Source organism: Paracidovorax cattleyae (assembly GCF_900104515.1).
GTDB classification, from domain to species: Bacteria; Pseudomonadota; Gammaproteobacteria; order Burkholderiales; family Burkholderiaceae_C; genus Paracidovorax; species Paracidovorax cattleyae.
On the sequence record NZ_FNJL01000001.1, the window covers coordinates 72,616 to 96,784 of the forward strand.

Genomic DNA, 24,169 nt, shown 5'->3' on the forward strand with positions numbered 1-24,169 from the left:
CGGGCACTTTTGGCTACATTCGCCGGATGTCCTCCGAAAACCCCAAGCTCTCCATGGCGCAGGTCCTGGCCTGCGGCGCGGCCGTCGTCACGCTCTCCATGGGCATCCGGCACGGCTTCGGCCTGTGGCTGCAGCCCATCACGCAGGACATGGGCTGGACCCGCCAGACGTTCGCTCTGGCGATCGCCGTGCAGAACATCGCCTGGGGCGTATTCGGCATCTTCGCGGGCATGGCGGCCGACCGCTTCGGGGCCTTCCGCGTGCTCATCGCGGGAGCGGTGCTCTACGCCTTCGGGCTGGCCGGCATGGCGCTATCGCCCACGCCCCTGCTGTTCGCCCTCACGGCAGGCGTGCTGATCGGCGCGGCCCAGGCGGGCACCACCTATGCCGTGATCTACGGCGTGCTGGGACGCCAGATCGCGCCGGAGAAGCGCTCCTGGGCCATGGGCGTGGCCGCGGCCGCCGGTTCGTTCGGACAGTTCCTGATGGTGCCCGTGGAGGGCCAGTTGATCGCCCGCCTGGGCTGGCAGGAATCGCTGCTCGCCCTCTCGGCCATGGTGCTGCTCATCGTGCCGCTGGCCTTCGGCCTGCGCGAGCCGGGCTTCGGCCGCCGGGCGCCAGGCGCTCCCGCCGCGCCGCGCGGGCAGACCGTGGGCGAGGCCCTGTCCGAGGCGCTGCGCTACCCGAGCTTCCTGCTGCTCACGGCAGGGTATTTCGTGTGCGGCTTCCAGGTGGTGTTCATCGGCGTGCACATGCCCAGCTACCTCAAGGACCACGGCCTCTCGCCCCAGGTGGCGAGCTACGCGCTGGCCCTGATCGGCCTCTTCAACGTCTTCGGCACCTACATCGCGGGCACCCTGGGCCAGCGCATGGCGCGCCGGCACATCCTGGCCTTCATCTATTTCGCCCGCGCGGTGGCCATCACCGTGTTCCTGCTCGCACCGCTCACGCCCGTCTCGGTGTACGTGTTCTCCGCGGTGATCGGGTTCCTGTGGCTGTCCACCGTGCCGCCCACCAACGCCACGGTGGCGCAGATCTTCGGTGTGCAGCACCTCTCGATGCTGGGCGGGTTCGTGTTCTTCAGCCACCAGATCGGCAGTTTCCTGGGCGTCTGGCTGGGCGGCTACCTCTACGACCGCACCGGCAGCTACGACGTGGTCTGGTACCTCGCCATCGGCCTGGGCATCGCGGCCGGCCTCATCAACCTGCCGGTGCGCGAATCGCCCATCGCGCGCGCGCCGGTCCGGACGGGCGCCGCCGCCTGAGACAGGGCATGCACGTGGCCTCCGCTCCCCTTGCCGTCCCCCCTCCCCGGCGCCCCGGCTGGAGGCGCTGGCTGCCCTGGACCATCGCGGCCGCCGCGGCCCTGTCCGCCGCCTTCGCGCTCTACGCGGAGCCCGGCTTCGTGGTCATGATGGCGGACCAGGTCTGGTCCTGCTTCTGACCGGCCACCGCGCGCCCGTCCCGGGCATGCAGCCCGGCAGCCTCCACGCCATGCAGCCCTCCAGCCCGCTCCCGCACACCGGCACGCCCGGCCACGCCGCGCCCTCCGCGTGGGTGGTGCGCTGGGCCCACCTGCTGCCGCCGCGCGGCCACGTACTGGACGTGGCCTGCGGCAGCGGCCGGCACCTGCGCTGGCTCCATGCACGCGGCCATGCCGTGACCGGCGTGGACCGTTCCGCCGAGGCGATCGCTCCCCTGGCACCGCTGGGAGAAATGGTCCATGCAGACATCGAACAGGGCCGCTGGCCCTTCGCCGGGCGCCGCTTCGATGCCGTGGTGGTGACCAACTACCTCTGGCGTCCCCTGCTGCCCGCCATCGCGGCCAGCGTCGCGCCCGGCGGAGTGCTGCTGTACGAAACCTTCGCGCACGGCAACGGGACCGTGGGCCGGCCGTCGCGGCCGGAATTCCTGCTCGAGCCCGGGGAACTGCTGGGGGCCTTCCCCGGTCTGAGGGTGATCGCCTACGAGGACGGATTCCTGCCGTCTCCGGAGCGGTTCGTGCAGCGCCTCGCGGCCGTCCGGGAAGCGCCCGGCGGCGGGCCACCCCGCCACCCCCTCGTGCCTCCCGCCTCCGGTTAACCCCCCGGCCGGGCCGGTTACACACTCGTTAGAATGCTCTTTTACCGTTTTCCTTCGTGGACATGACCTCTTCCAGCGCCACCCTCACCGGCAGCATCGTCGCCCTCGTCACCCCCATGCACGAGGACGGGAGCGTGGACTATCCCACCCTGCGCAAGCTGATCGACTGGCATGTCGCAGAAGGCACCGACTGCATCGGCGTGGTGGGCACCACTGGCGAATCGCCCACCGTCAACGTCGAGGAGCACTGCGAGATCATCCGCGTGGCCGTCGAGCAGGCTGCCGGGCGCGTGCCCATCATGGCCGGCTGCGGCGCCAACTCCACGGCCGAGGCCATCGAACTCGCCCGCTTCGCCAAGAAGGTGGGTGCCGACACGCAGTTGCAGGTCGTTCCCTACTACAACAAGCCCACGCAAGAGGGCCAGTACCGGCACTTCCGGGCCATCGCCGAAGCCGTGGGCGACCTGCCCACCGTCCTCTACAACGTTCCCGGCCGCTCCGTCGCCGATATGCAGCACGACACGGTGCTGCGCCTGACCGAGGTGCCGGGCATCATCGGCATCAAGGAGGCCACCGGCAACATCGAGCGCGCGCAGTGGCTGATCCGCGAGGTGCCCGAAGGCTTCGCCGTCTATTCGGGCGACGACCCCACCGCCGTGGCCCTCATGCTCTGCGGCGGCCAGGGCAACATCAGCGTCACCGCCAACGTGGCGCCCCGCCTGATGCACGAACTCTGCGTGGCCGCCCTGGCCGGCGACGTGCGCCGGGCCATGGAGATCCAGTTCCGGCTGCTGCCGGTCCACAAGCAGCTCTTCGTCGAGGCCAACCCCATCCCCGTGAAGTGGGCCATGCAGCGCATGGGCCTGTGCGGCGGCACCATGCGCCTGCCCATGACACCCCTTTCCCAAGGCAGCGAATCCGTGGTGGAAACCGCGCTGCGCTCCGCCGGCCTGCTCTGAGACTCCCTCAAAGGATTTTTGCGTGAACGCTATCAACCGCCTGGGCCTCCTGGGCCTTGCCATGGCCTTGTCCGCCTGCTCCACGTCCATCCTGGACAACGACAAGATCGACTACAAGAGCGCCACCAAGGGCTCGACGCTCGAAGTGCCGCCCGACCTGACACAGCTGTCGCGCGATTCGCGCTACACGGTTCCTGGCGGCACGGTATCGGCCGCAGCCTTCGAGGCGGGCCAGGCGCAGAGGCAGCCCGGCACGGTGAACGCCGCCGCCAAGTCGCTGGGCGACGTGCGCATCGAGCGCGACGGCAACCAGCGCTGGCTGGTGGTCAAGCGCCCCGCCGACGCGCTCTGGGAGCCCGTGCGCGACTTCTGGAACGAAAACGGTTTCGTGCTCACGATCGACCAGCCCAACATCGGCATCATGGAAACCGACTGGGCCGAGAACCGCGCCAAGCTGCCGCAGGACATCATCCGCTCCACCATCGGCAAGATCTTCGATTCCGTCTATTCCACCGGCGAGCGCGACAAGTTCCGCACCCGCCTGGAGCGCGGTGCCGACGGCTCCACCGAGATCTACATCAGCCACCGCGGCATGGTCGAGGTCTACACCACCTCCCAGAAGGACAGCACCATCTGGCAGCCCCGCCCGGTCGATCCGGAACTGGAGACCGAATTCCTGCGCCGCCTGATGGTCAAGCTCGGCGTGAGCCAGGAGGAATCCCGCGCCGTGGCGGCCGCCCCCATCCAGCCGCCGCCGACCGCGCGCATCGGCCGCATCGGCAACGCCCCCGTGGTGGAACTCGACGAAAGCTTCGACCGCGCATGGCGCCGCGTCGGGCTGGCGCTCGACCGCACGGGCTTCACCGTCGAGGAGCGCGACCGCGCCCAGGGCGTGTACTCGGTGCGCTACGTCGAGCCCACCGAGAAGAAGGACCCCGGCTTCTTCGCCAAGCTGCTGGGCCGCTCGGCCGATGCCGCTCCGCCCGTCAAGTACCGCATCCAGGTGCGCACCGAAGGCGGCAAGAGCACGGTCGCGGTGCTCAATGCCGCGGGCGCACCCGAGAGTTCGGCCAATGCGGACCGCATCGTCCGCGTGCTCGCCGACGACCTGAAGTGACCGGCGCTGCCGCCCGCTGAGGAGCCACGGACCGCGTGCTGCGCTTCAAGAACCTGGGCAGCGGCAGCTCGGGCAACGCCACCCTCGTCGAAGGGCGCTGCGGCACGCAGGTACGACGCCTGCTCGTCGATTGCGGGCTGGGGCCGCGCCAGCTGGCCAGCCGCCTCGGCGAGGCCGGCCTCGCGATCGACGACATCGACGCGATCTTCATCACCCACGAGCATTCCGACCATGTGGGCGGCCTGCAGAAGATCGCCCTGCGCCACCGCATTCCGGCCTGGATGAGCCACGGCACCCACGAGGCCATCGGCGCGCCGGACATGGACGGGCTGCTGCGCCTCACCGCGGACGGCGAATCCATCGACCTGGGCGCCTTCGAGGCACGGCCGTTCACCGTGCCGCACGATGCACGCGAACCGCTGCACCTGCGCTGCAGCGACGGCGCCACCCACATCGGGCTGCTCACGGACCTGGGCCATGCGACCGAGCACGTGCTGGCCCACCTGCGCGGCTGCCATGCGCTGCTGCTGGAGAGCAACCACGACCGCGAGATGCTGTCCGTCTCCAGCTATCCCGCCTTCCTGAAGCGGCGCATCGGCGGCGCCTACGGACACCTGGGCAACCACGTGGCGGCGGAGATCCTGCGCGCGGTGCGGCACGAAGGCCTGCGCAGCGTGGCTGCGGCCCACCTCAGCGCCCAGAACAACCGCCCGGACCTCGCCCGCGCCGCACTGGCCGGGGCCATCGGCTGGGAGCCGGCGCAGATCGAGGTGGCGGACCAGCGCTGCGGCACCGGCTGGATAGGTGACTGAATTCAACGCCCTGAGCGGCTGCGCCGCGTGCGCGGGATGCGTGGGCGCAAAAAAAGCCCCGACCTTGCGGTACGGGGCTCTTGTGCCGGGTGCCTTCGCCGCAGGCTGGTGGCCCTGCGGCGAAAGACGGCGATGGCAGCTTACTTGGCGGCGGAAGCACCACCTGCTGCAGCTGCTGCTGCGGCGTCTGCAGCGGCCTTGGCGGCGTCGCTGGCGGGAGCGGAGGCTTCGGCGGCAGCAGATGCGGCAGGAGCCGAAGCGTCGGAAGCGGGGGCTTCTGCCGGTGCGGGCACGGGAGCGGGAGCCGGGGCGGGAGCTTCGACGGGGGCCGGGGCCGGAGCCGGGGCTTCTTCCTTCTTGCCGCAGGCGGCGAGAGCGACGGACGCGACCAGGGCAGCCAGAACGAGAGAGTTCTTCATTTCGGTTTTTTCCTATGGGACAGACGGATCTTGGAATTTGCCGCCACGCCGCCCTCTTTCAGCGATGCGCTTTGGCCGGGCGCAGTGCACCCCGTGGCGCTTGAAGTGCGCTATGCACTCCCAGACATCAACCGCAAATTATAGGGAGATTGCGTCAATCCCGAATAACACCGACGGCGCGGGCTGAGCGATGTCACAGTCCGAGCGTTGTGGCGGGAAAGGCAGGGGTGCTGCGCCGCAGCCATTCGTCGAGCACCTGCCGTACCTGCACGCGGCGCTCGGGCTCGCCGCCGGCCACGCCGGTGCAGCGCTCCGGATCCAGGCGCTGCAGCACCCAGTGCCCCGACCACAGCACGCCGGGCAGTTCCTGGTGCTGCCTGGCGGGCGCCTTGCGGCACTCCACGATGTGGTCCCAGGTGGACCGCCAGCGCACGAAGCGCGCATGGCGCCGCACCACCTCGTCGTAGCCCGCGGCCAGCAGCGTCAGCCGGCGCCCCCGGCCCGCCCAGGCATGCAGCAGCACCTCGACCTCGCGGTCCCCCAGGGGCCAGTCATGGAAATCGAAATCGCACAGCACCAGTTCCTGCCAGCCCTCGCGGACCGCGCACGCCAGGGCGGCGCGCACCCCCGCATCGAAGTCGCGCCGCCCCTCGAAGCGGCCGGACGGCAGCGGCGCTTCGCCGGCCAGTGCTCGGGAAAAATCCATGGACGACCTCCTTGTCCGAACCGCGCAGAAGTCCGCGCGAAAGGCTCCGCGGACTACACGCCCTCTGCCGTGTGCACCCAGCCGGCGTCGCACCACGAGGCCAGCAGCTCGAGCGCGTCCTCGCCGGCCCGCGCCAGATCGCGCGCGGTGAGTTCGCGCTGGTCGGCCAGGCGCCGCATGAGCGTGGCGTCCCGGCCGCCGGCCAGATAGCTCTCGCCGTTGATGAAGACGTGGTGCGCGTCGTACATCATGCGCGTGCGGCGGTCCAGGCGCACGCCCTGCGCCACGTCCGCCTCCGGATCCCCGGGCTCGAACCACACGTTGGGCTTGGGCTCGGTCAGGCTCTCGCCCAGCGCGCGCTCCACCGCCAGCGGCTCGGCCAGGGCCCGCGCCAGGGCATCGCGCGCGAAGTCCAGCAGCGCGGCGGGAATCTCCCCGGGACGGTCCGCCGCACCCTGCGCGGGATCGCGGTACAGGTGCGGGGATAGAGCCCCCTCCTCGTCCGGGCCGTCCGACAGGCGGGTGAGCAGGTCCTGCGCCAGTCCCGTGCGCGATGGCGAACGGAAGCCGATGGAGTAGGTCATGCACTCGCCCTCGGCGATGCCGTCGTGGGCCCAGCGCGGCGGCAGGTAGAGCATGTCGCCGGGCTCGAGCACGAACTCCTGCTCGGGCTCGAAGTTCTCCAATATCTTGAGCGGGATGCCGTCCTTGAGCGCCAGGTCTTTCTGCCGCCCGATGCGCCAGCGCCGCCGGCCATGGGCCTGCAGCAGGAACACGTCGTAGCTGTCGAAGTGCGGCCCCACGCCGCCGCCGTCGGTGGCGTAGCTGATCATCAGGTCGTCGAGCCGGGCCTGCGGCACGAAGCGGAACTGCTGCAGGAGCGCGTGCACGGCATCGTCGTGCAGGTCCACGCCCTGCACCAGCAGCGTCCAGTCCGGCGTGGCCAGGGGGGGCAGCGCGCGGCGCAGAAAGGGGCCGTGGCGCAGGCTCCAGGCGTCCTTCTTCTGCTGCACGAGGCGCGACTCCACGGTCTCGTCAGCGGCCAGCGCGAACAGTTCCGCGCGGCCCAAGGGCGGGGTGAACGGCGCGATGGCCTGGCGCACCAGCAGGGGCTTTTTCTGCCAGTGGCGGCGCATGAATTGCGCGGGGGTGATTCCACCCAGCAGGGCGAGGGGGGTATGGGTATCCATGGGGGAAAGCGGAAGGCGCACGCGCCGGTGGCGCGGCCGGTGGACGAACTGCGACAATTCTCCTATGGAAATCAACCAACAATGCGTGGTCGCCTTGACCTGGATCCTGAAAGACACATTGGGCGAGGAGCTGGACGTGCTCGACGACCCGGTGGAATTCCTCGTCGGCGGCGACGACCTGCTCGCCCGCATCGAGGAAGCGCTGCAAGGCCACTCCGCGGGCGACACCCTGGCACTGCACCTGGAACCCGAGGAGGCCTTCGGCGACTACCAGGACAAGCTGCTGTTCCTCGAACCCCGCACCCTGTTCCCCGAGGACATCGAGGAAGGCATGACCATCGAGGGCAGCGCCCTGCCCGAGGGCTCCAACCCGGCGGCCCCGCGCGACGCCCTCTACACCGTGGCCCAGCTCTACCCGGAGCACGTGGTGCTCGACGGCAACCACCCCCTGGCCGGTATCGCGCTGCGCCTTCACCTCACGGTGCAGGGCGTGCGGGAGGCGACGGAGGAAGAGATCGGGCGCGGCACTGCCGGCACCGGGTTCTTCCGCATCCAGCCGCCCGACACGGACGCACCGCTGCTGCACTGAACCGCAGGCGCGCGCCCATGAAAAAAGGACCCGGGGGTCCTTTTTTCGATGGATGGCCGGGTACCAGGGCGCCAGGCCTGACGGTGCTGATGGATCACATGCGGGAAATCTGCCCGCCGTTCAGGCGCACGCGGTCGCCGGGACGCAGGTCGCCAGGAGAGCCCACGTCGTAGGCGCGCTGGCCGCCCTGGTCGAGCTGCACCGTGATGCGGTAGCCCTCGGCACGCCCGTCGTTGTTGCCATTGCGGTTCTCGATCTGGTTGCCCACCACGCCGCCGCCGACGGCGCCGAGCACGGTGGCCGCCGCACGGCCGGTGCCCTTGCCCACCTGGTTGCCCAGCACGCCGCCGATCACGGCGCCAGCCACGGTGCCGACACCCACGCCGCTGCTGCCGCTGCGGCCCTGCAGCATCTCGATGTTCGTCACCGTGCCGTATTCCATGCCGGCCGGCGCGGAAGACGGGTAGCTCGAATACGTGGGCTGGCCGGGGTGCTGCGAGCCGTAGCGTGGCTGCTCGGCGCAGGCGCCCAGGGCGCCGGCGAGGGCCACGGTGGCAATCGCTGCGGTGGTGCGGGAAAACTTCAGCATGTTCGACTCCTTCTTGCGGAAATGGACAAGGCTCTGGCCCCGCCGGTCAACCCATTGGAGCATGGGGCCGGCCGCGGCACGCGACGGGCGATGGCCGCGGCCGCCGTAGGCACCATCGCCCCGGACGGATAGGACGATACCTACACCTTGCCGGTGGATCCGTAACCGTTCTCGCCGCGTTCCGTGGCCGGAAATTCCTGCACGACGTTGAACTGCGCCTGCACCACCGGCACGATCACGAGCTGCGCCAGCCGCTCCATCGGCTGCAGGGTGAAGGCGGTATCGCTGCGGTTCCAGGCGCTGACCATCAGCTGCCCCTGGTAGTCGCTGTCGATGAGGCCGACCAGGTTGCCCAGCACGATGCCGTGCTTGTGGCCCAGGCCCGAGCGCGGCAGGATCAGCGCCGCGTAGCCCGGGTCCTTCAGGTAGATGGCGATGCCCGTGGGCACGAGCTGCCAGGCGTTGGGCTCCAGGGTCAGGGGCGCATCGAGGCAGGCCCGCAGGTCGAGGCCGGCGCTGCCGGGCGTGGCGTAGGCGGGCAACTGCTCCGCCATGCGCGCGTCGAGGATCTTGACGTCGATTTTCACAATTGCTTTCAATGGATGATGCACTGGCGCAACACGCAGGGAGCGAAAGCTCCGGAGTGCGCCTGCGGTGGGCCCTCAGGCGGCGGACAGCCGGCGGGCGATGTCCGCCACGAGCTGCTGCGCCAGTTCGCGCTTGGTGGCGCGGGGCAGCGTGCGGTGGCCTTCGGCGTCCACCAGCAACAAGGCATTGTCGTCCTGTCCGAAGGTCTCCGGTCCGATGTTGCCGACCAGCAGGGGCACGCCCTTGCGCGCGCGCTTGGCCGTGGCGTGCTCCAGCAGGCGGTCGCTCTCGGCCGCGAAGCCCACGCAGTAGAGTGCGCCATCGCGCGCGCGCCCGGAGGCCGCGATGGTCGCCAGGATGTCGGGGTTTTCCACGAAGGCGAGCGCCGGGACGGCTCCCGAGCCGTCTTTCTTGATCTTGCGCGTGGCGGTTTCCGCGGGACGCCAGTCTGCGACGGCCGCGGTCGCCACGAAGATGGATGCCTCCGGGGCGAGTGCGGTGCAGGCCTGCAGCATGTCCTGGGCGGAGCGCACGTCCATGCGGCGCACGCCACGCGGCGTGGGAAGGTGCACGGGCCCGGCCACCAGATGGACTTCCGCTCCCGCCTCGCGGGCCGCACGCGCGATGGCGAATCCCATCTTGCCGCTCGAGAGGTTGGTGATGCCGCGCACCGGATCGATCGCCTCGAAGGTCGGGCCGGCGGTGACCAGCACACGCTGGCCCGCCAGCAGTTTGGGTGCGAAGCAGGCCGTCAGTTCCTCCAGCAGTTCCGCGGGCTCCAGCATGCGGCCGTCGCCCGTTTCGCCGCAGGCCTGCTCGCCCGAGCCCACGCCCAGCACCACGGCGCCGTCGGCGGCCACCTGGGCCAGGTTGCGCTGCGTGGCGGGATGGGCCCACATCTCGCGGTTCATCGCGGGCGCCAGCAGCAGCGGCACGCGCTGCGCGGGCCGCGCCAGGCACAGCAGGCTGAGCAGCTCGTCGGACCGGCCCTGCGCCAGCCGGGCGACGAAATCGGCGCTGCAGGGGGCGACCAGGATCGCATCCGCCTCGCGGCCCAGGTTGATGTGCGGCATGTTGTTGGGCTCGCGCGCGTCCCACTGCGAGGTATAGACCGCGCGGCCGGTGAGCGCCTGCATCGTGACGGGCGTGATGAACCGCTCCGCCGCCTCGGTCATCACCACCTGCACGGTGGCGCCGGCCTTGGCGAGCAGGCGCGCCAGCTCGGCCGATTTGTAGCAGGCGACGCCGCCCGAAAGACCCAGGAGAATGTGTTTGCCCGCCAGTTCGTTCATGGGCGAGCAATTTAGCAGACGCCCCGCCGTAGCGCAGGGGGAAGGCGCCCGCACGGCCGGGCGCGGATGGGCCGGCCTCTATAATCCCGATTTCCCACCACCATAAAAGACATGACCAAATTTGTCTTCGTCACCGGCGGTGTGGTGTCTTCCCTGGGCAAGGGAATCGCCTCAGCCTCCCTTGCTGCGATCCTCGAATCGCGCGGCCTCAAAGTCACCCTCATCAAGCTCGACCCGTACATCAACGTGGATCCGGGCACCATGTCCCCGTTCCAGCACGGCGAAGTGTTCGTCACCGATGACGGCGCCGAGACCGACCTCGACCTCGGCCACTACGAGCGTTTCATCGAAACGCGCATGAAGAAGACCAACAACTTCACCACGGGCCGGATCTACCAGTCCGTGCTGGAGAAGGAGCGCCGCGGCGACTACCTCGGCAAGACGGTGCAGGTGATCCCGCACGTCACCAACGAGATCCAGGAATACGTCAAGCGCGGCGCGGGCATCGGCACCGACGACGCGGTGGACGTGGCCATCGTCGAGATCGGCGGCACGGTGGGCGACATCGAATCCCTGCCCTTCCTCGAAGCCGTGCGCCAGATGAGCCTGCGCATGGGACCGAACAATTCCGCCTTCGTGCACCTCACCTACCTGCCCTACATCGCGGCGGCCGGCGAGCTCAAGACCAAGCCCACCCAGCACACGGTGCAGAAGCTGCGCGAGATCGGCATCCAGCCCGACGCCCTGCTCTGCCGCGCCGACCGCCGCATCCCGGAAGAGGAGCGCGGCAAGATTTCGCTGTTCACCAACGTGGCCGAATGGGGCGTGATCAGCATGTGGGACGTGGACACCATCTACAAGGTGCCCCGCATGCTGCACGAACAGGGTCTGGACGGCCTGATCTGCGACAAGCTGCGCCTGAACACGCCCCCCACCAGCCTGAAGCGCTGGGACCAGCTCGTGTATGAGACCGAGCATCCGCAGGGCGAGGTCACCATCGCCATGGTGGGCAAGTACGTCGATCTGTCCGACAGCTACAAGTCGGTGAACGAAGCGCTGCGCCACGCCGGCATGAAGAACCACGTGCGCGTGAAGATCGAGCACGTCGATTCCGAGACCATCGCCCCGGGTGACGCCACGGAGAAGCTCGCCAGGTACGACGCCATCCTGGTGCCCGGCGGCTTTGGCGCGCGCGGCGTGGAGGGCAAGATCTGCACGGCGCGCTATGCCCGCGAGCAACAAGTGCCCTACCTCGGCATCTGCCTGGGCATGCAGGTGGCCACCATCGAATACGCGCGCCACGTGGCGGGCCTCGCGAACGCCAACAGCACCGAGTTCGACGCCGCCACGCCGCACCCCGTCATCGCCCTCATCACCGAGTGGAAGGACGCCGACGGCACCATCCAGACGCGCAGCGAAAGCTCCGACCTGGGCGGCACCATGCGCCTGGGCGCGCAGAGCTCCGACGTCGCCGCCGGCACGCTGGCGCACGAGATCTACGGCAACATCGTCACCGAGCGCCACCGCCACCGGTACGAGGCGAACGTGAACTACCTCGACCAGCTCCGCAAGGCAGGCCTGGTGATCTCCGCGCTGACCCAGCGCGAGCAGCTCACCGAGATCGTCGAGCTGCCGCGCGACGTGCATCCGTGGTTCATCGGCGTGCAGTTCCACCCCGAGTTCAAGTCCACCCCGTGGGACGGCCATCCGCTCTTCAACGCCTTCATCAAGGCGGCGGTCGAGCACCAGAAGAGCCGCCAGCCCGCACTGCCGGCTGCATCCACCGCCGCCTCCTGAAGCGCCGGCACATCCCCACAAGGCACCTTCCATGAAACTCTGCGGCTTCGACGCCGGCCTCGACCGGCCTTTCTTCCTCATCGCAGGTCCCTGCGTCATCGAGTCCGAGCAGTTGCAGATGGACGTGGCCGGCCGCCTGAAGGAAACCACGGCAGCGCTGGGCATTCCGTTCATCTTCAAGAGCAGCTTCGACAAGGCCAACCGGTCCTCGGGCACGAGCTTCCGCGGCCCCGGCCGCGAGAAGGGCCTGGAGATCCTGGCCAGGATCCGCCGCGAACTGGAGGTGCCCGTGCTGACCGATGTCCACACCGAGGACGACATCACCGAGGCCGCCAAGGTGGTGGACGTGCTGCAGACGCCCGCGTTCCTCTGCCGCCAGACCGATTTCATCCGCGCCGTGGCGCAGTCGGGCAAGCCGGTGAACATCAAGAAGGGGCAGTTTCTCGCGCCCCACGACATGAAGAACGTCATCGACAAGGCCCGTGCCGCTGCGCGCGAGAAAGGCCTGCCGGAAGACAGCTTCATGGCCTGCGAGCGCGGCGCGAGCTTCGGCTACAACAACCTCGTCTCCGACATGCGCGGCCTGGCCATCATGCGCGAGACGGGCGCCCCCGTGGTGTTCGACGCCACGCACAGCGTGCAATTGCCGGGCGGCCAGGGCACGAGCAGCGGCGGCCAGCGCGAGATGGTGCCGGTGCTGGCGCGCGCGGCCGTGGCCGTGGGCGTGGCCGGCCTCTTCATGGAAACGCACCCCGATCCCAGCAACGCCCTGTCCGATGGCCCCAACGCGGTGCCGCTCAAGCACATGAAGGCGCTGCTGGAAACCCTGGTCGCCCTGGATTCCGTCACCAAGCGGAACGGCTTTCTCGAAAACGATTTCGGAGCTTGAGACAACCCATGAGCAGCGCCTACATCATCGCGTCCGTCACCGTCACCAACCCCGAGCAGTACGACGAGTACCGCCGCCTCAGCACGCAGGCCATGCAGGTGCATGGCGCCGAAGTGTGCGTGCGCGGCGGCCGTGTGGAAGTGCTGGAGGGTGACTGGAACCCGGGCCGCACCGTGGTCCTGAAGTTTCCCACCATGGAGGCCGCCCGCGCCTTCTACGAATCCGCCGAGTACCAGCAGGCGAAATCCGCGCGCCTGGGCGCGGCCGTCATGCGCATGGTGTGCGTCGAAGGGGTGTGAGGCCTTCCGCCCCGGCCCCGCGCCATTGCCCGCCTGCCATCCCGATGTTGCAGCCGCACGCGCGGCGCGCCGGCCTTCGGCGCCCTGCCCGTGCCTGCGCCTCCCCAGTCATCAAACTCCTCAAAGGAAACCCATGAGTGCCATCGTTGATATCGTCGGCCGCGAAGTGCTGGACAGCCGCGGCAACCCCACCGTCGAGTGCGACGTGCTGCTGGAATCGGGCGTGATGGGCCGCGCGGCCGTGCCCTCCGGCGCCTCCACCGGCAGCCGCGAAGCCATCGAGCTGCGCGACGGCGACAAGAGCCGCTACCTGGGCAAGGGCGTGCTGAAGGCCGTCGAGCACATCAACACCGAGATCTCCGAGGCCGTGCTGGGCCTGGATGCCTCCGAGCAGGCCTTCCTGGACAAGACGCTGATCGACCTGGACGGCACCGACAACAAGAGCCGCCTGGGCGCGAACGCCATGCTGGCCGTCTCCATGGCCGTGGCCCGCGCCGCCGCCGAGGAGTCCGGCCTGCCGCTGTACCGCTACCTGGGCGGCATGGGTGGCGTGCAGCTGCCCGTGCCGATGATGAACGTCATCAACGGCGGTGCACATGCCAACAACAGCCTGGACCTGCAGGAATTCATGATCATCCCCGTGGGCGCGCCGAGCTTCCGCGAGGCCGTGCGCTGGGGCGCGGAGGTGTTCCACGCCCTGAAGAAGATCATCAACGACAAGGGCATGAGCACCGCCGTGGGCGACGAGGGCGGTTTCGCCCCCAGCGTCGAGAACCACGAGGCCGCCATCCAGCTGATCCTGCAGGCCATCGACGCCGCAGGCTACACGGCCGGCGAACAGATCGCCCTGGGCCTGGACTGCGCCGCCAGCGAGTTCTACAAGGACGGCCACTATGTGCTGGAAGGCGAAGGCGGCATCCGCCTGACGGCCCAGCAATGGACCGACATGCTGGCCACCTGGGTGGATAAGTACCCGATCATTTCCATCGAGGACGGCATGGCCGAGGGCGACTGGGACGGCTGGAAGCACCTGACCGTGCGCCTGGGCAAGAACGTGCAGCTGGTGGGCGACGACCTGTTCGTCACCAACACCAAAATCCTGAAGGAAGGCATCGACAAGGGCATCGGCAACTCGATCCTCATCAAGATCAACCAGATCGGCACGCTGACCGAAACCTTCGCCGCCATCGAGATGGCCAAGCGCGCCGGCTACACGGCCGTGATCTCGCACCGCTCGGGCGAGACGGAAGACTCCACCATCGCCGACATCGCCGTGGGCACCAACGCGGGCCAGATCAAGACCGGTTCGCTGAGCCGTTCCGACCGCATCGCCAAGTACAACCAGCTGCTGCGCATCGAGGAAGATCTGGGTGACATCGCCCAATACCCCGGCCGCGCCGCGTTCTACAACCTGCGCTGACCCGGGCTGAACCCGGTTCCGTACCGGCCCCGCCCCCTTCCGATCCACGTTCCCGCAGCGCCTGCGCACCATGAATCCCCGTATCGTTCCCCTGGTGCTGCTGCTCCTGCTCGTGGCCGTCCAGACGCAGCTCTGGACGGGCCGCGGCAGCATCGGGCATGTGCATGAAATGAAGGAACGGATCGCTGCCCAGAAACAGGCCAACGAACGCGCCCGCCTGGAAAACGAGCGGCTGTCCTCGGAAGTGAGCGACCTGCGCGACGGACTCGACATGGTCGAGGAAAAGGCGCGCAGCGAGCTGGGCATGGTCAAGCCCAACGAGGTCTATGTGCACGTGGCGCCGCGCTGAACGCCGCTCGCTCCCCTGGATCCCGCGCCCGGCCTCCGGGCTCGGCCCCTTGAAGCCATTCCCGCCGCCCCATGCCTGCCCCTGCCCCCACGACTGCGGCGGAGCCCGCCACGCGCATCGCCGTGCTGGGTGCGCCCGGCACGGGCGCCGCGGCATTGGTGGCTGCGGTGCACCGGCATGCGGCATGGCCTGCCGCGCACCTGCACCTCGTGCCGGTGGGGCCGGATACCGACGACGCACCCGGAGCCTTGAAGGCACTGCGCGAGACTGGCTGCACGCAGGCTTGGCTCATGGGGCTGGATGCGCTGCCTCCCGGCGAAGCCCTTCGTCAGGAAGGCCATGACGCGGCCCTGCGGGGCCTGCTGCAGGCCCTGGGCTGGGGCCACCATGTCTTCTACGGCGATGCGGATGCGCGGCTGCGGCATGCCCTCCTGCTGGGAGGCGCGGACATGCCACAGCGCCCCCGGTCTCAGGGCGCCACGCGGGCCGTTCTCGTCGGGTCCTGCGAGAAATGCAGCGACCCGGAATGCGAGCACAGGCTGTTCCAGCGCCTGCTCGCCCCGCAGGCGGCGGGCGGAGGGCCCGCCGTCACGACTACTGCACCGCCTTCGTTCCCGGGGCCAGTTCCGCGGCACTGGTGAAGATCTGCGCGGCATCCACCGCGTCGAACCGGTACTGCTGGCCGCAGTATTCGCAGGCCACCTCGATCTCCCCGCGCTCGGCCAGGATGCTCTCGGCCTCCTCCGGGCCCAGGCTGCGCAGCATGGAACTGACGCGGTCCCGGCTGCAGGTGCAGGCGAAGCGCGGTCCGTCCACGCCTTCCTTCGGCACGAAGCGCAGCAGCTTTTCCTCCCAGAAGAGGCGGCGCAGCACGGTGTCCACGTCCAGCGACAGCAATTCCTCGCGCGTGAGGCTCGCCGCCAGCGTGGCGATGCGGTTGTAGTCCTCGTTGCGGCCGATCTGGTCCTCGTTCTCGCTGTGGCTCAGCTCCGTACCGGCGAGGTTGCCTTCGCCCTTGATGGGCATGCGCTGGATCAGCAGGCCGGCCGCCACCTTGTCGTCCGCCGCGAGCACCAGCGTGGTGTCGAGCTGCTCGGACTGCAGCATGTAGTGCTGCAGCACGTCGCTGAGCTTTTCCAGCTTTTCGTGCCGGTCGCCATGCAGCGGTACCACGCCCTGGTAGGGCTGCTGGCCCGGCAGCCGGTCCTTCGGATCGAGCGTGATCGCGCAGCGCCCGCCGCCCCCGGCATTCACCATGTCGGACAGCCTGGCGCCCACGGGCACCTCGCCCTGGATGGACGCGGTGGCACGCAGCCCGAGATCGGATTGCACCTCGGCCACGGCCAGCTTGACCGGGCCGTCGCCGAAGACCTGCAGGACCAGCGCACCGTTGAACTTGATGTTGGACTGCATGAGCACGCCGGCCGCCGCCATCTCGCCCAGCAGTTCGCGCACTTCAGGCGGGTAGGCGCCCGTGGCGCTGTTGCCGGAGCGGCGCGCGAGGATCTCGGTCCAGGCGTCCGTGAGCCGGACGATCATGCCGCGCACCGGCAGGCCATCGAAGAGAAACTTGTGGAGTTCTGACACCCTGGAGTCTTTCTGCATCTGCTGTCAAATGGGCTGCGGATGCCGGGGTTCAACCCGTGCGGTGCAGGCCCGCCCGGAAACGCCGGGCATTGGCGATATAGACCTGCGCGCTCCTGCGCAGGCCTTCGATCTGTTCCGGCGTGAGCTGCCTCACGGCCTTGGCCGGACTGCCCAGTATCATCGAGCCGTCCGGGAATTCCTTGCCTTCCGTGACCAGCGCGCCCGCGCCGACGAGGCAGTTGCGGCCAATCTTCGCACCATTGAGCACCACGGCGCCGATGCCGATGAGCGATTCGTCTCCCACGGTGCAGCCGTGCAGCACGACCTTGTGGCCCACCGTCACGCGTTCCCCCAGCGTCAGCGGCTGGCCCGGGTCGGAGTGCAGCACGCTGCCGTCCTGCACGTTGCTGCCCGCGCCGATGGCAAGGGTCTCGTTGTCGCCGCGCAGCACCGCGCCGAACCAGATGCTGGCGTCCTCGCCGAGCACCACGTTGCCCATCACCTCCGCGCTGCCGGCCACCCAGGCCGATTCGGCCACGCGGGGAGTCATGCCGTCGAGTTCATAGAGTGCCATCGTTTCGTCTCCTGTGTGTCGTTCTGTACCGCCCAGGTCCTCCATGTGGGGGCGGAAACCTAGAATTGTAGGTATGGAGCTTCGCCACCGCGCACTGCAGGTCCTGTGCCTGACCGATCCCGAGGACAAGGCGGCCCGGGCGCTGGAACTGCACGCCTCGGCCGCGGACCACCCCGTGGACGCGCACGCCTCCGCGCCGCCGGCGCCGGAGGGCCTGCCCGGCCGCCCCGCCCGCCCGGAGCTGCGGCACCACACGGAGGTCGCCAGGCGCTCCCCCGCCACGCCGCTCGGCCGCGCGGTGCTGCTGCACGCCATCGCCCACATCGAGTTCAACGCCATCAACCTGGCGCTGGACGCGGTCTGGCGCTTCGGCGGCATGCCGCCGGACTATTACCGGGACTGGCTGCGCGTGGCCGCGGAGGAAGCGTCCCACTTCCGGATGCTGCACGCCCACCTGCGGGACATGGGCCACGACTACGGCGACTTTCCCGCCCACCAGGGGCTGTGGACCATGTGCGAGAAGACCGCGCACGACATCGTGGCGCGGATGGCACTGGTGCCCCGCACGCTGGAAGCCCGGGGGCTGGACGCCACGCCGCTGATCCAGCGCAAGCTCACGCAGGTGGGCACGCCCGACGCGCTGGCTGCCGTCGCCATCCTGGACGTCATCCTGCGCGAGGAAGTCGGCCACGTGGCCATCGGCAACCACTGGTACCGATGGCTGTGCGCGCGCGACGGGCTCGACCCGGAAAGCCACTACGGCGAACTCGTGCGGCGCTACGAGGCGCCGCGCCTGAAGCCCCCGTTCAACGAGGCAGCGCGCCGCCAGGCAGGCTTCAGCGAAGCCGAACTGCTCTGGCTGCAGTCCGAATGACGGGTAACAACCGGGGACAAGGGGAATTTTCTACAATGACCCAGCCCGCACCGCACGCCGCGGGGCGGCTCTTCGTCCACGCATCCGGCATGCACCCCAACCCACCCACCATGACCCCCCAGGGACCGGCCGGCACCGCGCCGGGCGCCATGATCGCCCGGCAGGCGATCGTCAATGGCCAGCACTCCGTGATCGGCTACGAGCTGTTCAACCGTTCGCGCGCGGGGGTGGAGCACACCGCGGCGACCGACGTCTTCCTGGTTTTCACGGCCCTGTCGCACGCAGGCACCGAAGAGCTGGTGGGCAAGAAGCTCATCTTCGTCAATTGCACGCACGAAAGCCTGGCGGGCGGCCACCTCGAACTGGTGGACCCGGACAAGGTGGTGCTGGAGATTCCCCCTCTGGGCCACGCAGCCGCCGCCGAGGTGGGCACGCGGCTGCCGATCCTGCAGGCGCTGCGCGAACGCGGCTTCCACCTGGCTTTCAACCACACGGTGCTGGAGTCCGCCTACGCCCCCTGGCTGCCGCTGGCCGACTACATCAAGCTCGATCTCTCGCTGCTGGCGCCCGACCAGCTGGCCGTGCTCGTCAAGTACGCCGGCCGGCATTCGCGCGCCGAGCTCATCGCGGAAAAGGTGGAGACCGCGCAGCAGTACGACATGGCGTCCAGCATGGGCGTGCAGCTTTTCCAGGGCTTCTGGTTCTCGCGCCCCTCGGTGGTCGAGGCCAAGCTGCTGACGCCGTCGCAGACCAACATCCTCCACCTCATCAACCTCGTGCGCCAGCAGGCCAGCACCGACGAGATCGAGGAAGTACTCAAGAAGGACGCGGGCCTGGCCTTCAACCTGATGCGGCTCATCAATTCGTCCGGCTTCGGACTGGCCCGCGAAATCACCTCGTTCCGCCAGGCGGTCATGCTGATGGGCCTGAAGAAGCTCTTCCGCTGGGCGGCGCTGCTGCTGACCGCATCGCGGATCGGCGGCATTCCCGCGGCCGTGGGCCAGACCGCCGTGGTCCGCGGGCGGCTGATGGAACTGGTCGCCCTGGAAACGCTGTCGCAGGAAGAGGCCGACCAGGCCTTCGTGGTGGGCATCTTCTCGATGCTGGATGCCATGCTCAGCATGTCCATGGAGTCTGCGGTCGGGCTGCTGCACGTTCCCGATGCCGTGGCCGGCGCCCTGCTGCGCCGCGAAGGCGTCCTCGGAGAGCTGCTGCGCCTCGCCGAAGCCTGCGAAGCGAACGACGACGTCCTCTTCGACCAGGCGGCCACCACGCTGCACCTCACCAGCCAGCAGATCAACTGGGCCCACCTGCAGGCCCTGGCCTGGGCCGACCAGATGACGGCCTGAGCCGATGCCCACATGCCGGACGGCAGGGAAACAGGCTTGCAGGCCCCCGCTTGGTGTTAAGGTGGCAGCCTGCCGAGGGTCCGCCCGCCCGGTCATCCATACTCTTCACGCCCATGTCGAGCAATAACGAAAACGCACCCGCTTTCGAGCCCACCCAGCCCCAGGAAGGCGCGGCGACGGACGATGGCAACCTGGCCATCATCGCCCGCCAGGCCATCGTGGACGAGCACCGCGCCGTCTTCGGCTACGAGCTCTTCGACCGCTCCACCGCCTCCGACGCGCATACGGCCGCCAGCGACGCGGCCCTGCTCTTCAATGCCCTGTCGTACGCGGGCACCGAGGCCCTGGTGGGCAAGAAGACGGTGTTCATCAACTGCACGCACGAGAGCCTCGCGGGCGGCCATCTGGAGCTCATCCATCCCGAGAAGGTCGTGCTGGAAGTTCCCACCCTGGCGGACACGGCCAGCGTGGAGGAGATCGAGGGCCGCCTGTCCACCCTCGAAGGCCTGCGGACCCGGGGCTTCCGCCTCGCCTTCAGCCAGAACGTGCTGCGCCGCAACTACGGCAGCTGGCTGCGGATGGCCTCGTTCGTGAAGCTCGACATGCAGGCCTTCCGGCCCGAACTGGCCGAGCCGCTCGTGAAATTCGCGCGCGCCAACAGCCAGGCCACGCTGGTCGCGGAAAAGGTGGAGACCGCCGAGCAGCACGAGCGCATGGCGGCACTGGGCGTGAAGCTGTTCCAGGGGTTCTGGTTCGCCAAGCCCGCGCTCGTGAAGGCCCAGACCATCCGGCCCTCGCAGGCCACGATCATCCAGCTCATCAACCTGGTGCGCAAGCAGGCCAGCACCGCGGAGATCGAAGACCTGCTCAAGAAGGATCCCACGCTGTCCTTCAACCTGCTGCGCTTCATCAACTCCTCGGGCTTCGGGCTGTCCTGCGAAGTCACGTCGTTCCGCCACGCGGTGATGATCCTCGGCCTCAAGAAGCTCTTCCGCTGGGCGGCGCTGCTGATGACCACGTCGCGCGCGGGAGGCTCCCCCCCGGCGGTGGGCCAGACGGCTGTCGTGCGCGGACGCCTGATGGAACTGCTGGCGGCCGAACTGCTGCCCCCCGAGGAATGCGACAACGCCTTCGTGGTGGGCGTGTTCTCCCTGCTGGACACCATGCTCGGGGTGCCGCTGGACAAGGCCCTCGCGTCGGTGGCCCTGCCGCAGCCGGTGATCGATGCCCTGCTGCACAACACCGGCGTGTTCGCGCCGTTCCTCGAACTCACCAAGGCCTGCGAAAGCGGCGACGAAGTGGCGTTCGCCAACGCCGCCGAGGCACTGCACCTCTCGAACCGCCAGGTCAACTGGGCCCACCTGCAGGCCCTCACCTGGGCCGAAAGCCTGGGCGAAGACTGACCCGGCGCGGTCCTGGAACGGCTGACACGACCCAGCGAAGCGGTTCTGGCGAGGCGCCGCATCGCAGGCAGTACACACGGCACGACAAGATGCGGCAACGAAGCCAGAAGGGTCGTGTTGGCCGCTCTCAATCCAGTTGGATATGGGCCGCGCGGATGATGGCGGCATTGCCCTGGGATTCCCGGGCGATCTCGCGCGCGAAATCCGCGGACGCACCGCCCGTCGGCACATTGCCTGTCGCCAGCAGCTTGGCACGCAGTTCCGGCCATGCCAGGGCCTTGTTGATCTCGGCATTGAGCCGTTCCAGGATCCCGGCCGGGGTCTTGCCCGGCGCGAAGATGCCGAATTGCGAACTCAGGTTGGCCGCCGGCATCCCCAGCTCGGCCAGCGTGGGGGTGCCCGGCAGGCCGTCCACGCGCTGCGGCGCGCCCACGGCGAGGGCGCGCAGCCTGCCGCCCTGGATGTGCTGGGCGACCGCCGGGCCTGCATTGGTGGAGAGGATCTCGAACTGCCCGCTCAGCGCATCGTTGAGCTGCTGGCCGCCGCCCTTGTAGGGCACGTGCGTGATCTTCGCGCCCGACGCCTGCATGATCTGTTCGAGCATGATGTGCCCGAGGGAAGCCAGCCCCGAGGTCGCCCAGCGCACCTCCCCGGGCCGGGCCTTGGCCTGCGCCACCAGGGCGGGGAAATCCCGGGCCGTGCAGGCGGGCGTCGCCAGCAGCAGCACCGGGGACACCATGACGCTGGCCACGGGGGCGATGTCGCGCACGGGGTCGAACGGCAGCCGGCCCAGGTGCGGACTCAGCACCAGCGGACTGATCGACGAAAAGCCCAGCGTATAGCCGTCCGCGGGCGCCTTGGCCACCGCATCCATGGCGATGGCACCGCCCGCACCCGCCTTGTTTTCCACGATGACGGGCGTACCCAGCTGCACCGAGAGCCGGTCTCCGAGCGCCCGCGCCATGACGTCGCTCACGCCGCCGGCCGGATAGGCCACGACGATGCGGAGGGGGCGGGAGCCCGGCCAGTGGGCCGCGGCGCCCTGCGCCACCACATGGGCCGGGGCGATGGCAGCCGCGGCCAGCGAGGCCGAGGCAGAGAGAAGGAGCGCGCGCCTGCGCGACAACGAATCGATCATCGGGACCACCGTTTCAGGAAACACGGAAAAAACAAACCAGCGAAAGGGGATAAAGCGGCGATTGTGCCCGCCGGGGCAGCCCCGCGCTTCAGCCCCTGGGATGGTGCTCGGCATGCAGCGCCTTGAGCCGCTCCCGTGCCACGTGGGTGTAGATGGTGGTGGTCGAGATGTCCGCATGCCCCAGCAGCAGCTGGACCACCCGCAGGTCCGCGCCGTGGTTGAGCAGGTGCGTTGCGAAGGCATGGCGCAGCGTGTGCGGCGACAGCGGCACGGTGATCCCGGCCGCCTGGGCATGCTTTTTCACGACCACCCAGAACATGGCGCGCGTCATGCCGGCGCCGCGCCGGGTCACGAACAGGTCATCGGTCTGCTGCCCTGCCAGGATGTCCCGGCGGGCCTGGTCCAGGTACTGCTGCATCCATTGCGCCGCGACTTCCCCGAAGGGCACGAGGCGCTCCTTGCTGCCCTTGCCCATCACCCGCAGCACCCCCTCGGCCAGGCCGGCGTGGTAGGTCTTCAAGGTGACGAGTTCGGTCACGCGCAGGCCGCTGGCATACATGAGCTCCAGCATCGCGCGATCGCGCAGCCCCAGGGAGGTGGACGTATCGGGCGCCTGCAGGAGAGCCTCCACCTGCGCGGCCGACAGGGTCTTGGGCACCCGCAGCGGCTGGCGCGCCGCCTGCAGGCGCACGGTGGGGTCGGTGGCGATGCGGCGCTCGCGCAGCGCCCACTGGAAATACCGCCGCAGCACGGTCAGCCGGCGGTTGGCGGAAGTGGCGCGCGTCTGGGCGTGGCGCGCCGCGAAATAAGCCTTCAGATGGTGCTCGGCCGTGGCATCCAGCACGCCCGCGGTATCGGGCATGTGCTGCCCGAGCCACTGCGCATACAGGGCGAGGTCGCGGCGGTAGGCCGCCAGCGTGTTGCGCGAGAGGCCGTCCTCGAGCCAGAGGGCGTCGATGAACGCGTCGATGGCAGCCTGGCTGCCGGGCGAAAGGGTCATGGGGCGCGAAGTTAACACGCGCCCCGGGCCCCGATGCCGCCCGGCCGGGCGGACGGCCCGCAGGTCACTCGAGCGAGAGCTTCTGCTTCTGCACCACCGTCTTGTACACCTCGAACTCGGCCTTGATCTGCTCGGCGAACTGCTCGGGCGTGTTGCCGACGATCAGCGAACCGGTGTCCTCGATGCGCTTGCGCACGGCCGGATCTTCCAGCGCCTTGCGCACGCCCGCGTTGACCTTGTCCACCACATCCCGCGGCAGTCCCTTCGGGCCGAGGATGCCGTAGTACGCCATGCGGTTCACCGGCTCCAGGCCGATCTCCTTGAAGGTCGGGACATTCGGCAGCGCGGCGACGCGCTGCGGCGCGGCCACGACGATGGGCACCAGGCGGTTCTCCTTGATGAAGGGCAGCGTGGACGGCAGGTTGTCGAAGATGATGGGCACTTGGCCGGCCACGGTATCGTTCAGCGCCGGTCCGGCGCCGCGGTAGGGAATGTGCGTGACGAAGATCTGCGTCAGGCTCTTGTAGAGCTCCATCTGCAGATGGCCGATGCCGCCGGTGCCGGAGGAGGAGTACGAGTACCTGCCCGGCACCTTCTTGACCTCCGCGACGAAGCCCTGGTAGTCCTTGGCGGGGAAGTTGGGGTTCACCGCGATGATGTTGGGCGTGGCGGCGATGTTGATGATCGGCGTGAAATCCGTCAGCGGGTTGTACGGCGTGCGCGGATTGATCGCGGGGTTGGCGGCTGTCGTGGACACGGTGGCGATGCCCAGCGCATAGCCGTCCGGCACCGCCTTGGCCGTGTCGGACGCGCCGACGATGCCGCCACCGCCAGCCTTGTTTTCCACCACCACCGGCTGGCCCAGCGCACGCGACAACGGATCCGCTATCACGCGCGCGATGATGTCGGTGGTGCCTCCGGGCGCGAAAGGCACGACCAGGCGGATGGGCTTGGAAGGATAGGCCTGGGCCCAGGCACCGCCCGCGACAGCAAGAAGGACGAATCCGAACCAGTTTCGACGATGCATGGCAATCCCTTTTGTAACTGCATGAAAACGATGTACAGCCCCGCATGGGGAAGGCATGAGCATCGTTGCACGCAGCATCACCCCTGGTGAGGAATTACCCTCACCATCGTGATCTTTGCC

The 24,169-nt window shown here is 69.0% G+C and carries 27 protein-coding genes; 16 read left to right on the forward strand and 11 right to left on the reverse strand.

Translation table 11 applies throughout. The features are described 5' to 3' along the window. Window positions 1–26: 26 nt before the first annotated feature. From BLR05_RS00310 to BLR05_RS00330, 6 genes are all read left to right on the forward strand, one after another. Window positions 27–1,265, forward strand: a complete 1,239-nt coding sequence (locus tag BLR05_RS00310) for an MFS transporter (RefSeq protein ID WP_092831725.1) — start codon at window positions 27–29, stop codon at window positions 1,263–1,265. A gap of 8 nt (window positions 1,266–1,273) precedes the next feature. After that, complete coding sequence (locus BLR05_RS26420) at window positions 1,274–1,444, forward strand: hypothetical protein (RefSeq protein WP_167361159.1); 171 nt, start codon at window positions 1,274–1,276, stop codon at window positions 1,442–1,444. Window positions 1,445–1,494: 50 nt separating this feature from the next. Next, window positions 1,495–2,082: a class I SAM-dependent methyltransferase gene (locus BLR05_RS00315; protein ID WP_092831943.1), complete on the forward strand. Its 588-nt coding sequence runs from the start codon at window positions 1,495–1,497 to the stop codon at window positions 2,080–2,082. Window positions 2,083–2,144: 62 nt separating this feature from the next. Then, entirely contained in the window at window positions 2,145–3,041 is an 897-nt protein-coding gene (dapA, locus tag BLR05_RS00320) for a 4-hydroxy-tetrahydrodipicolinate synthase (RefSeq protein WP_092831726.1), read from the forward strand. A 22-nt stretch (window positions 3,042–3,063) separates the two neighbouring features. Continuing rightward, window positions 3,064–4,158 (forward strand): NlpB/DapX family lipoprotein, encoded by a 1,095-nt coding sequence (bamC, locus tag BLR05_RS00325; protein ID WP_092831727.1) that lies wholly within the window; start codon window positions 3,064–3,066, stop codon window positions 4,156–4,158. 35 nt (window positions 4,159–4,193) lie between these two features. Continuing rightward, on the forward strand, window positions 4,194–4,970 hold the full coding sequence (locus tag BLR05_RS00330; RefSeq protein ID WP_092831728.1) for an MBL fold metallo-hydrolase: 777 nt from the start codon (window positions 4,194–4,196) through the stop codon (window positions 4,968–4,970). A gap of 140 nt (window positions 4,971–5,110) precedes the next feature. Here the strand turns inward: BLR05_RS00330 and BLR05_RS00335 are convergent, their stop codons facing one another. From BLR05_RS00335 to BLR05_RS00345, 3 genes are all read right to left on the reverse strand, one after another. Next, complete coding sequence (locus tag BLR05_RS00335; RefSeq protein ID WP_092831729.1) at window positions 5,111–5,389, reverse strand: hypothetical protein; 279 nt, start codon at window positions 5,387–5,389, stop codon at window positions 5,111–5,113. A 193-nt stretch (window positions 5,390–5,582) separates the two neighbouring features. After that, window positions 5,583–6,095, reverse strand: a complete 513-nt coding sequence (locus BLR05_RS00340; RefSeq protein ID WP_092831730.1) for a hypothetical protein — start codon at window positions 6,093–6,095, stop codon at window positions 5,583–5,585. Window positions 6,096–6,148: 53 nt separating this feature from the next. After that, the gene (locus BLR05_RS00345) at window positions 6,149–7,285 is read right to left on the reverse strand and encodes a JmjC domain-containing protein (protein WP_092831731.1); all 1,137 of its coding nucleotides are present in this window, start codon (window positions 7,283–7,285) and stop codon (window positions 6,149–6,151) included. 64 nt (window positions 7,286–7,349) lie between these two features. Between BLR05_RS00345 and BLR05_RS00350 the strand changes: the two genes are divergently transcribed. Next, entirely contained in the window at window positions 7,350–7,874 is a 525-nt protein-coding gene (locus BLR05_RS00350) for an FKBP-type peptidyl-prolyl cis-trans isomerase (RefSeq protein ID WP_092831732.1), read from the forward strand. A gap of 94 nt (window positions 7,875–7,968) precedes the next feature. On the opposite strand, the gene BLR05_RS00355 is transcribed toward BLR05_RS00350, so the two are convergent. The 3 genes from BLR05_RS00355 to coaBC all read right to left on the reverse strand — a co-directional run bounded on the left by BLR05_RS00355 (window position 7,969) and on the right by coaBC (window position 10,343). Next, window positions 7,969–8,463, reverse strand: coding sequence for an outer membrane lipoprotein (locus BLR05_RS00355; RefSeq protein WP_092831733.1), 495 nt, complete (start codon window positions 8,461–8,463; stop codon window positions 7,969–7,971). Between the two features lie 140 nt (window positions 8,464–8,603). Next, window positions 8,604–9,050: a dUTP diphosphatase gene (gene dut, locus BLR05_RS00360; protein ID WP_019700757.1), complete on the reverse strand. Its 447-nt coding sequence runs from the start codon at window positions 9,048–9,050 to the stop codon at window positions 8,604–8,606. 75 nt (window positions 9,051–9,125) lie between these two features. Beyond that, window positions 9,126–10,343 (reverse strand): bifunctional phosphopantothenoylcysteine decarboxylase/phosphopantothenate--cysteine ligase CoaBC, encoded by a 1,218-nt coding sequence (gene coaBC, locus BLR05_RS00365; protein WP_092831734.1) that lies wholly within the window; start codon window positions 10,341–10,343, stop codon window positions 9,126–9,128. Window positions 10,344–10,454: 111 nt separating this feature from the next. Here coaBC and pyrG point away from each other — a divergent pair, with 111 nt between their 5' ends. The 6 genes from pyrG to BLR05_RS00395 all read left to right on the forward strand — a co-directional run bounded on the left by pyrG (window position 10,455) and on the right by BLR05_RS00395 (window position 15,738). Beyond that, window positions 10,455–12,140: a CTP synthase gene (gene pyrG / locus BLR05_RS00370; protein WP_092831735.1), complete on the forward strand. Its 1,686-nt coding sequence runs from the start codon at window positions 10,455–10,457 to the stop codon at window positions 12,138–12,140. Window positions 12,141–12,171: 31 nt separating this feature from the next. Continuing rightward, entirely contained in the window at window positions 12,172–13,029 is an 858-nt protein-coding gene (gene kdsA, locus BLR05_RS00375; RefSeq protein WP_092831736.1) for a 3-deoxy-8-phosphooctulonate synthase, read from the forward strand. A gap of 8 nt (window positions 13,030–13,037) precedes the next feature. After that, window positions 13,038–13,328, forward strand: a complete 291-nt coding sequence (locus BLR05_RS00380) for a DUF1330 domain-containing protein (protein WP_092831737.1) — start codon at window positions 13,038–13,040, stop codon at window positions 13,326–13,328. A 133-nt stretch (window positions 13,329–13,461) separates the two neighbouring features. Next, window positions 13,462–14,748 (forward strand): phosphopyruvate hydratase, encoded by a 1,287-nt coding sequence (gene eno / locus BLR05_RS00385; RefSeq protein ID WP_092831738.1) that lies wholly within the window; start codon window positions 13,462–13,464, stop codon window positions 14,746–14,748. Between the two features lie 70 nt (window positions 14,749–14,818). Beyond that, window positions 14,819–15,097, forward strand: coding sequence for a septum formation initiator family protein (locus BLR05_RS00390; protein WP_092831739.1), 279 nt, complete (start codon window positions 14,819–14,821; stop codon window positions 15,095–15,097). 71 nt (window positions 15,098–15,168) lie between these two features. Beyond that, on the forward strand, window positions 15,169–15,738 hold the full coding sequence (locus BLR05_RS00395) for a hypothetical protein (protein ID WP_225979171.1): 570 nt from the start codon (window positions 15,169–15,171) through the stop codon (window positions 15,736–15,738). Here the strand turns inward: BLR05_RS00395 and hslO are convergent. Further along, the gene (gene hslO, locus BLR05_RS00400) at window positions 15,692–16,702 is read right to left on the reverse strand and encodes an Hsp33 family molecular chaperone HslO (protein ID WP_011794462.1); all 1,011 of its coding nucleotides are present in this window, start codon (window positions 16,700–16,702) and stop codon (window positions 15,692–15,694) included. The genes BLR05_RS00395 and hslO overlap by 47 nt on opposite strands. A 31-nt stretch (window positions 16,703–16,733) precedes the next feature. After that, a complete protein-coding gene (locus BLR05_RS00405; RefSeq protein WP_013593786.1) occupies window positions 16,734–17,258 on the reverse strand; it encodes a gamma carbonic anhydrase family protein in 525 nt (174 codons plus the stop codon). A 73-nt stretch (window positions 17,259–17,331) separates the two neighbouring features. Between BLR05_RS00405 and BLR05_RS00410 the strand changes: the two genes are divergently transcribed. The 3 genes from BLR05_RS00410 to BLR05_RS00420 all read left to right on the forward strand — a co-directional run bounded on the left by BLR05_RS00410 (window position 17,332) and on the right by BLR05_RS00420 (window position 20,884). Next, window positions 17,332–18,132, forward strand: coding sequence for a ferritin-like domain-containing protein (locus tag BLR05_RS00410; protein WP_092831740.1), 801 nt, complete (start codon window positions 17,332–17,334; stop codon window positions 18,130–18,132). Between the two features lie 110 nt (window positions 18,133–18,242). Further along, entirely contained in the window at window positions 18,243–19,481 is a 1,239-nt protein-coding gene (locus BLR05_RS00415) for an EAL and HDOD domain-containing protein (protein ID WP_208605965.1), read from the forward strand. A 113-nt stretch (window positions 19,482–19,594) separates the two neighbouring features. Further along, complete coding sequence (locus BLR05_RS00420; RefSeq protein WP_092831741.1) at window positions 19,595–20,884, forward strand: EAL and HDOD domain-containing protein; 1,290 nt, start codon at window positions 19,595–19,597, stop codon at window positions 20,882–20,884. A 127-nt stretch (window positions 20,885–21,011) separates the two neighbouring features. On the opposite strand, the gene BLR05_RS00425 is transcribed toward BLR05_RS00420, so the two are convergent. The 3 genes from BLR05_RS00425 to BLR05_RS00435 form a co-directional block, all read right to left on the reverse strand. Then, window positions 21,012–22,022: a Bug family tripartite tricarboxylate transporter substrate binding protein gene (locus BLR05_RS00425; protein WP_092831742.1), complete on the reverse strand. Its 1,011-nt coding sequence runs from the start codon at window positions 22,020–22,022 to the stop codon at window positions 21,012–21,014. Window positions 22,023–22,110: 88 nt separating this feature from the next. Beyond that, the gene (gene xerD, locus BLR05_RS00430; protein ID WP_092831743.1) at window positions 22,111–23,022 is read right to left on the reverse strand and encodes a site-specific tyrosine recombinase XerD; all 912 of its coding nucleotides are present in this window, start codon (window positions 23,020–23,022) and stop codon (window positions 22,111–22,113) included. 64 nt (window positions 23,023–23,086) lie between these two features. Continuing rightward, window positions 23,087–24,049: a tripartite tricarboxylate transporter substrate binding protein BugE gene (locus BLR05_RS00435; protein ID WP_092831744.1), complete on the reverse strand. Its 963-nt coding sequence runs from the start codon at window positions 24,047–24,049 to the stop codon at window positions 23,087–23,089. Between the last annotated feature and the right edge of the window lie 120 nt (window positions 24,050–24,169).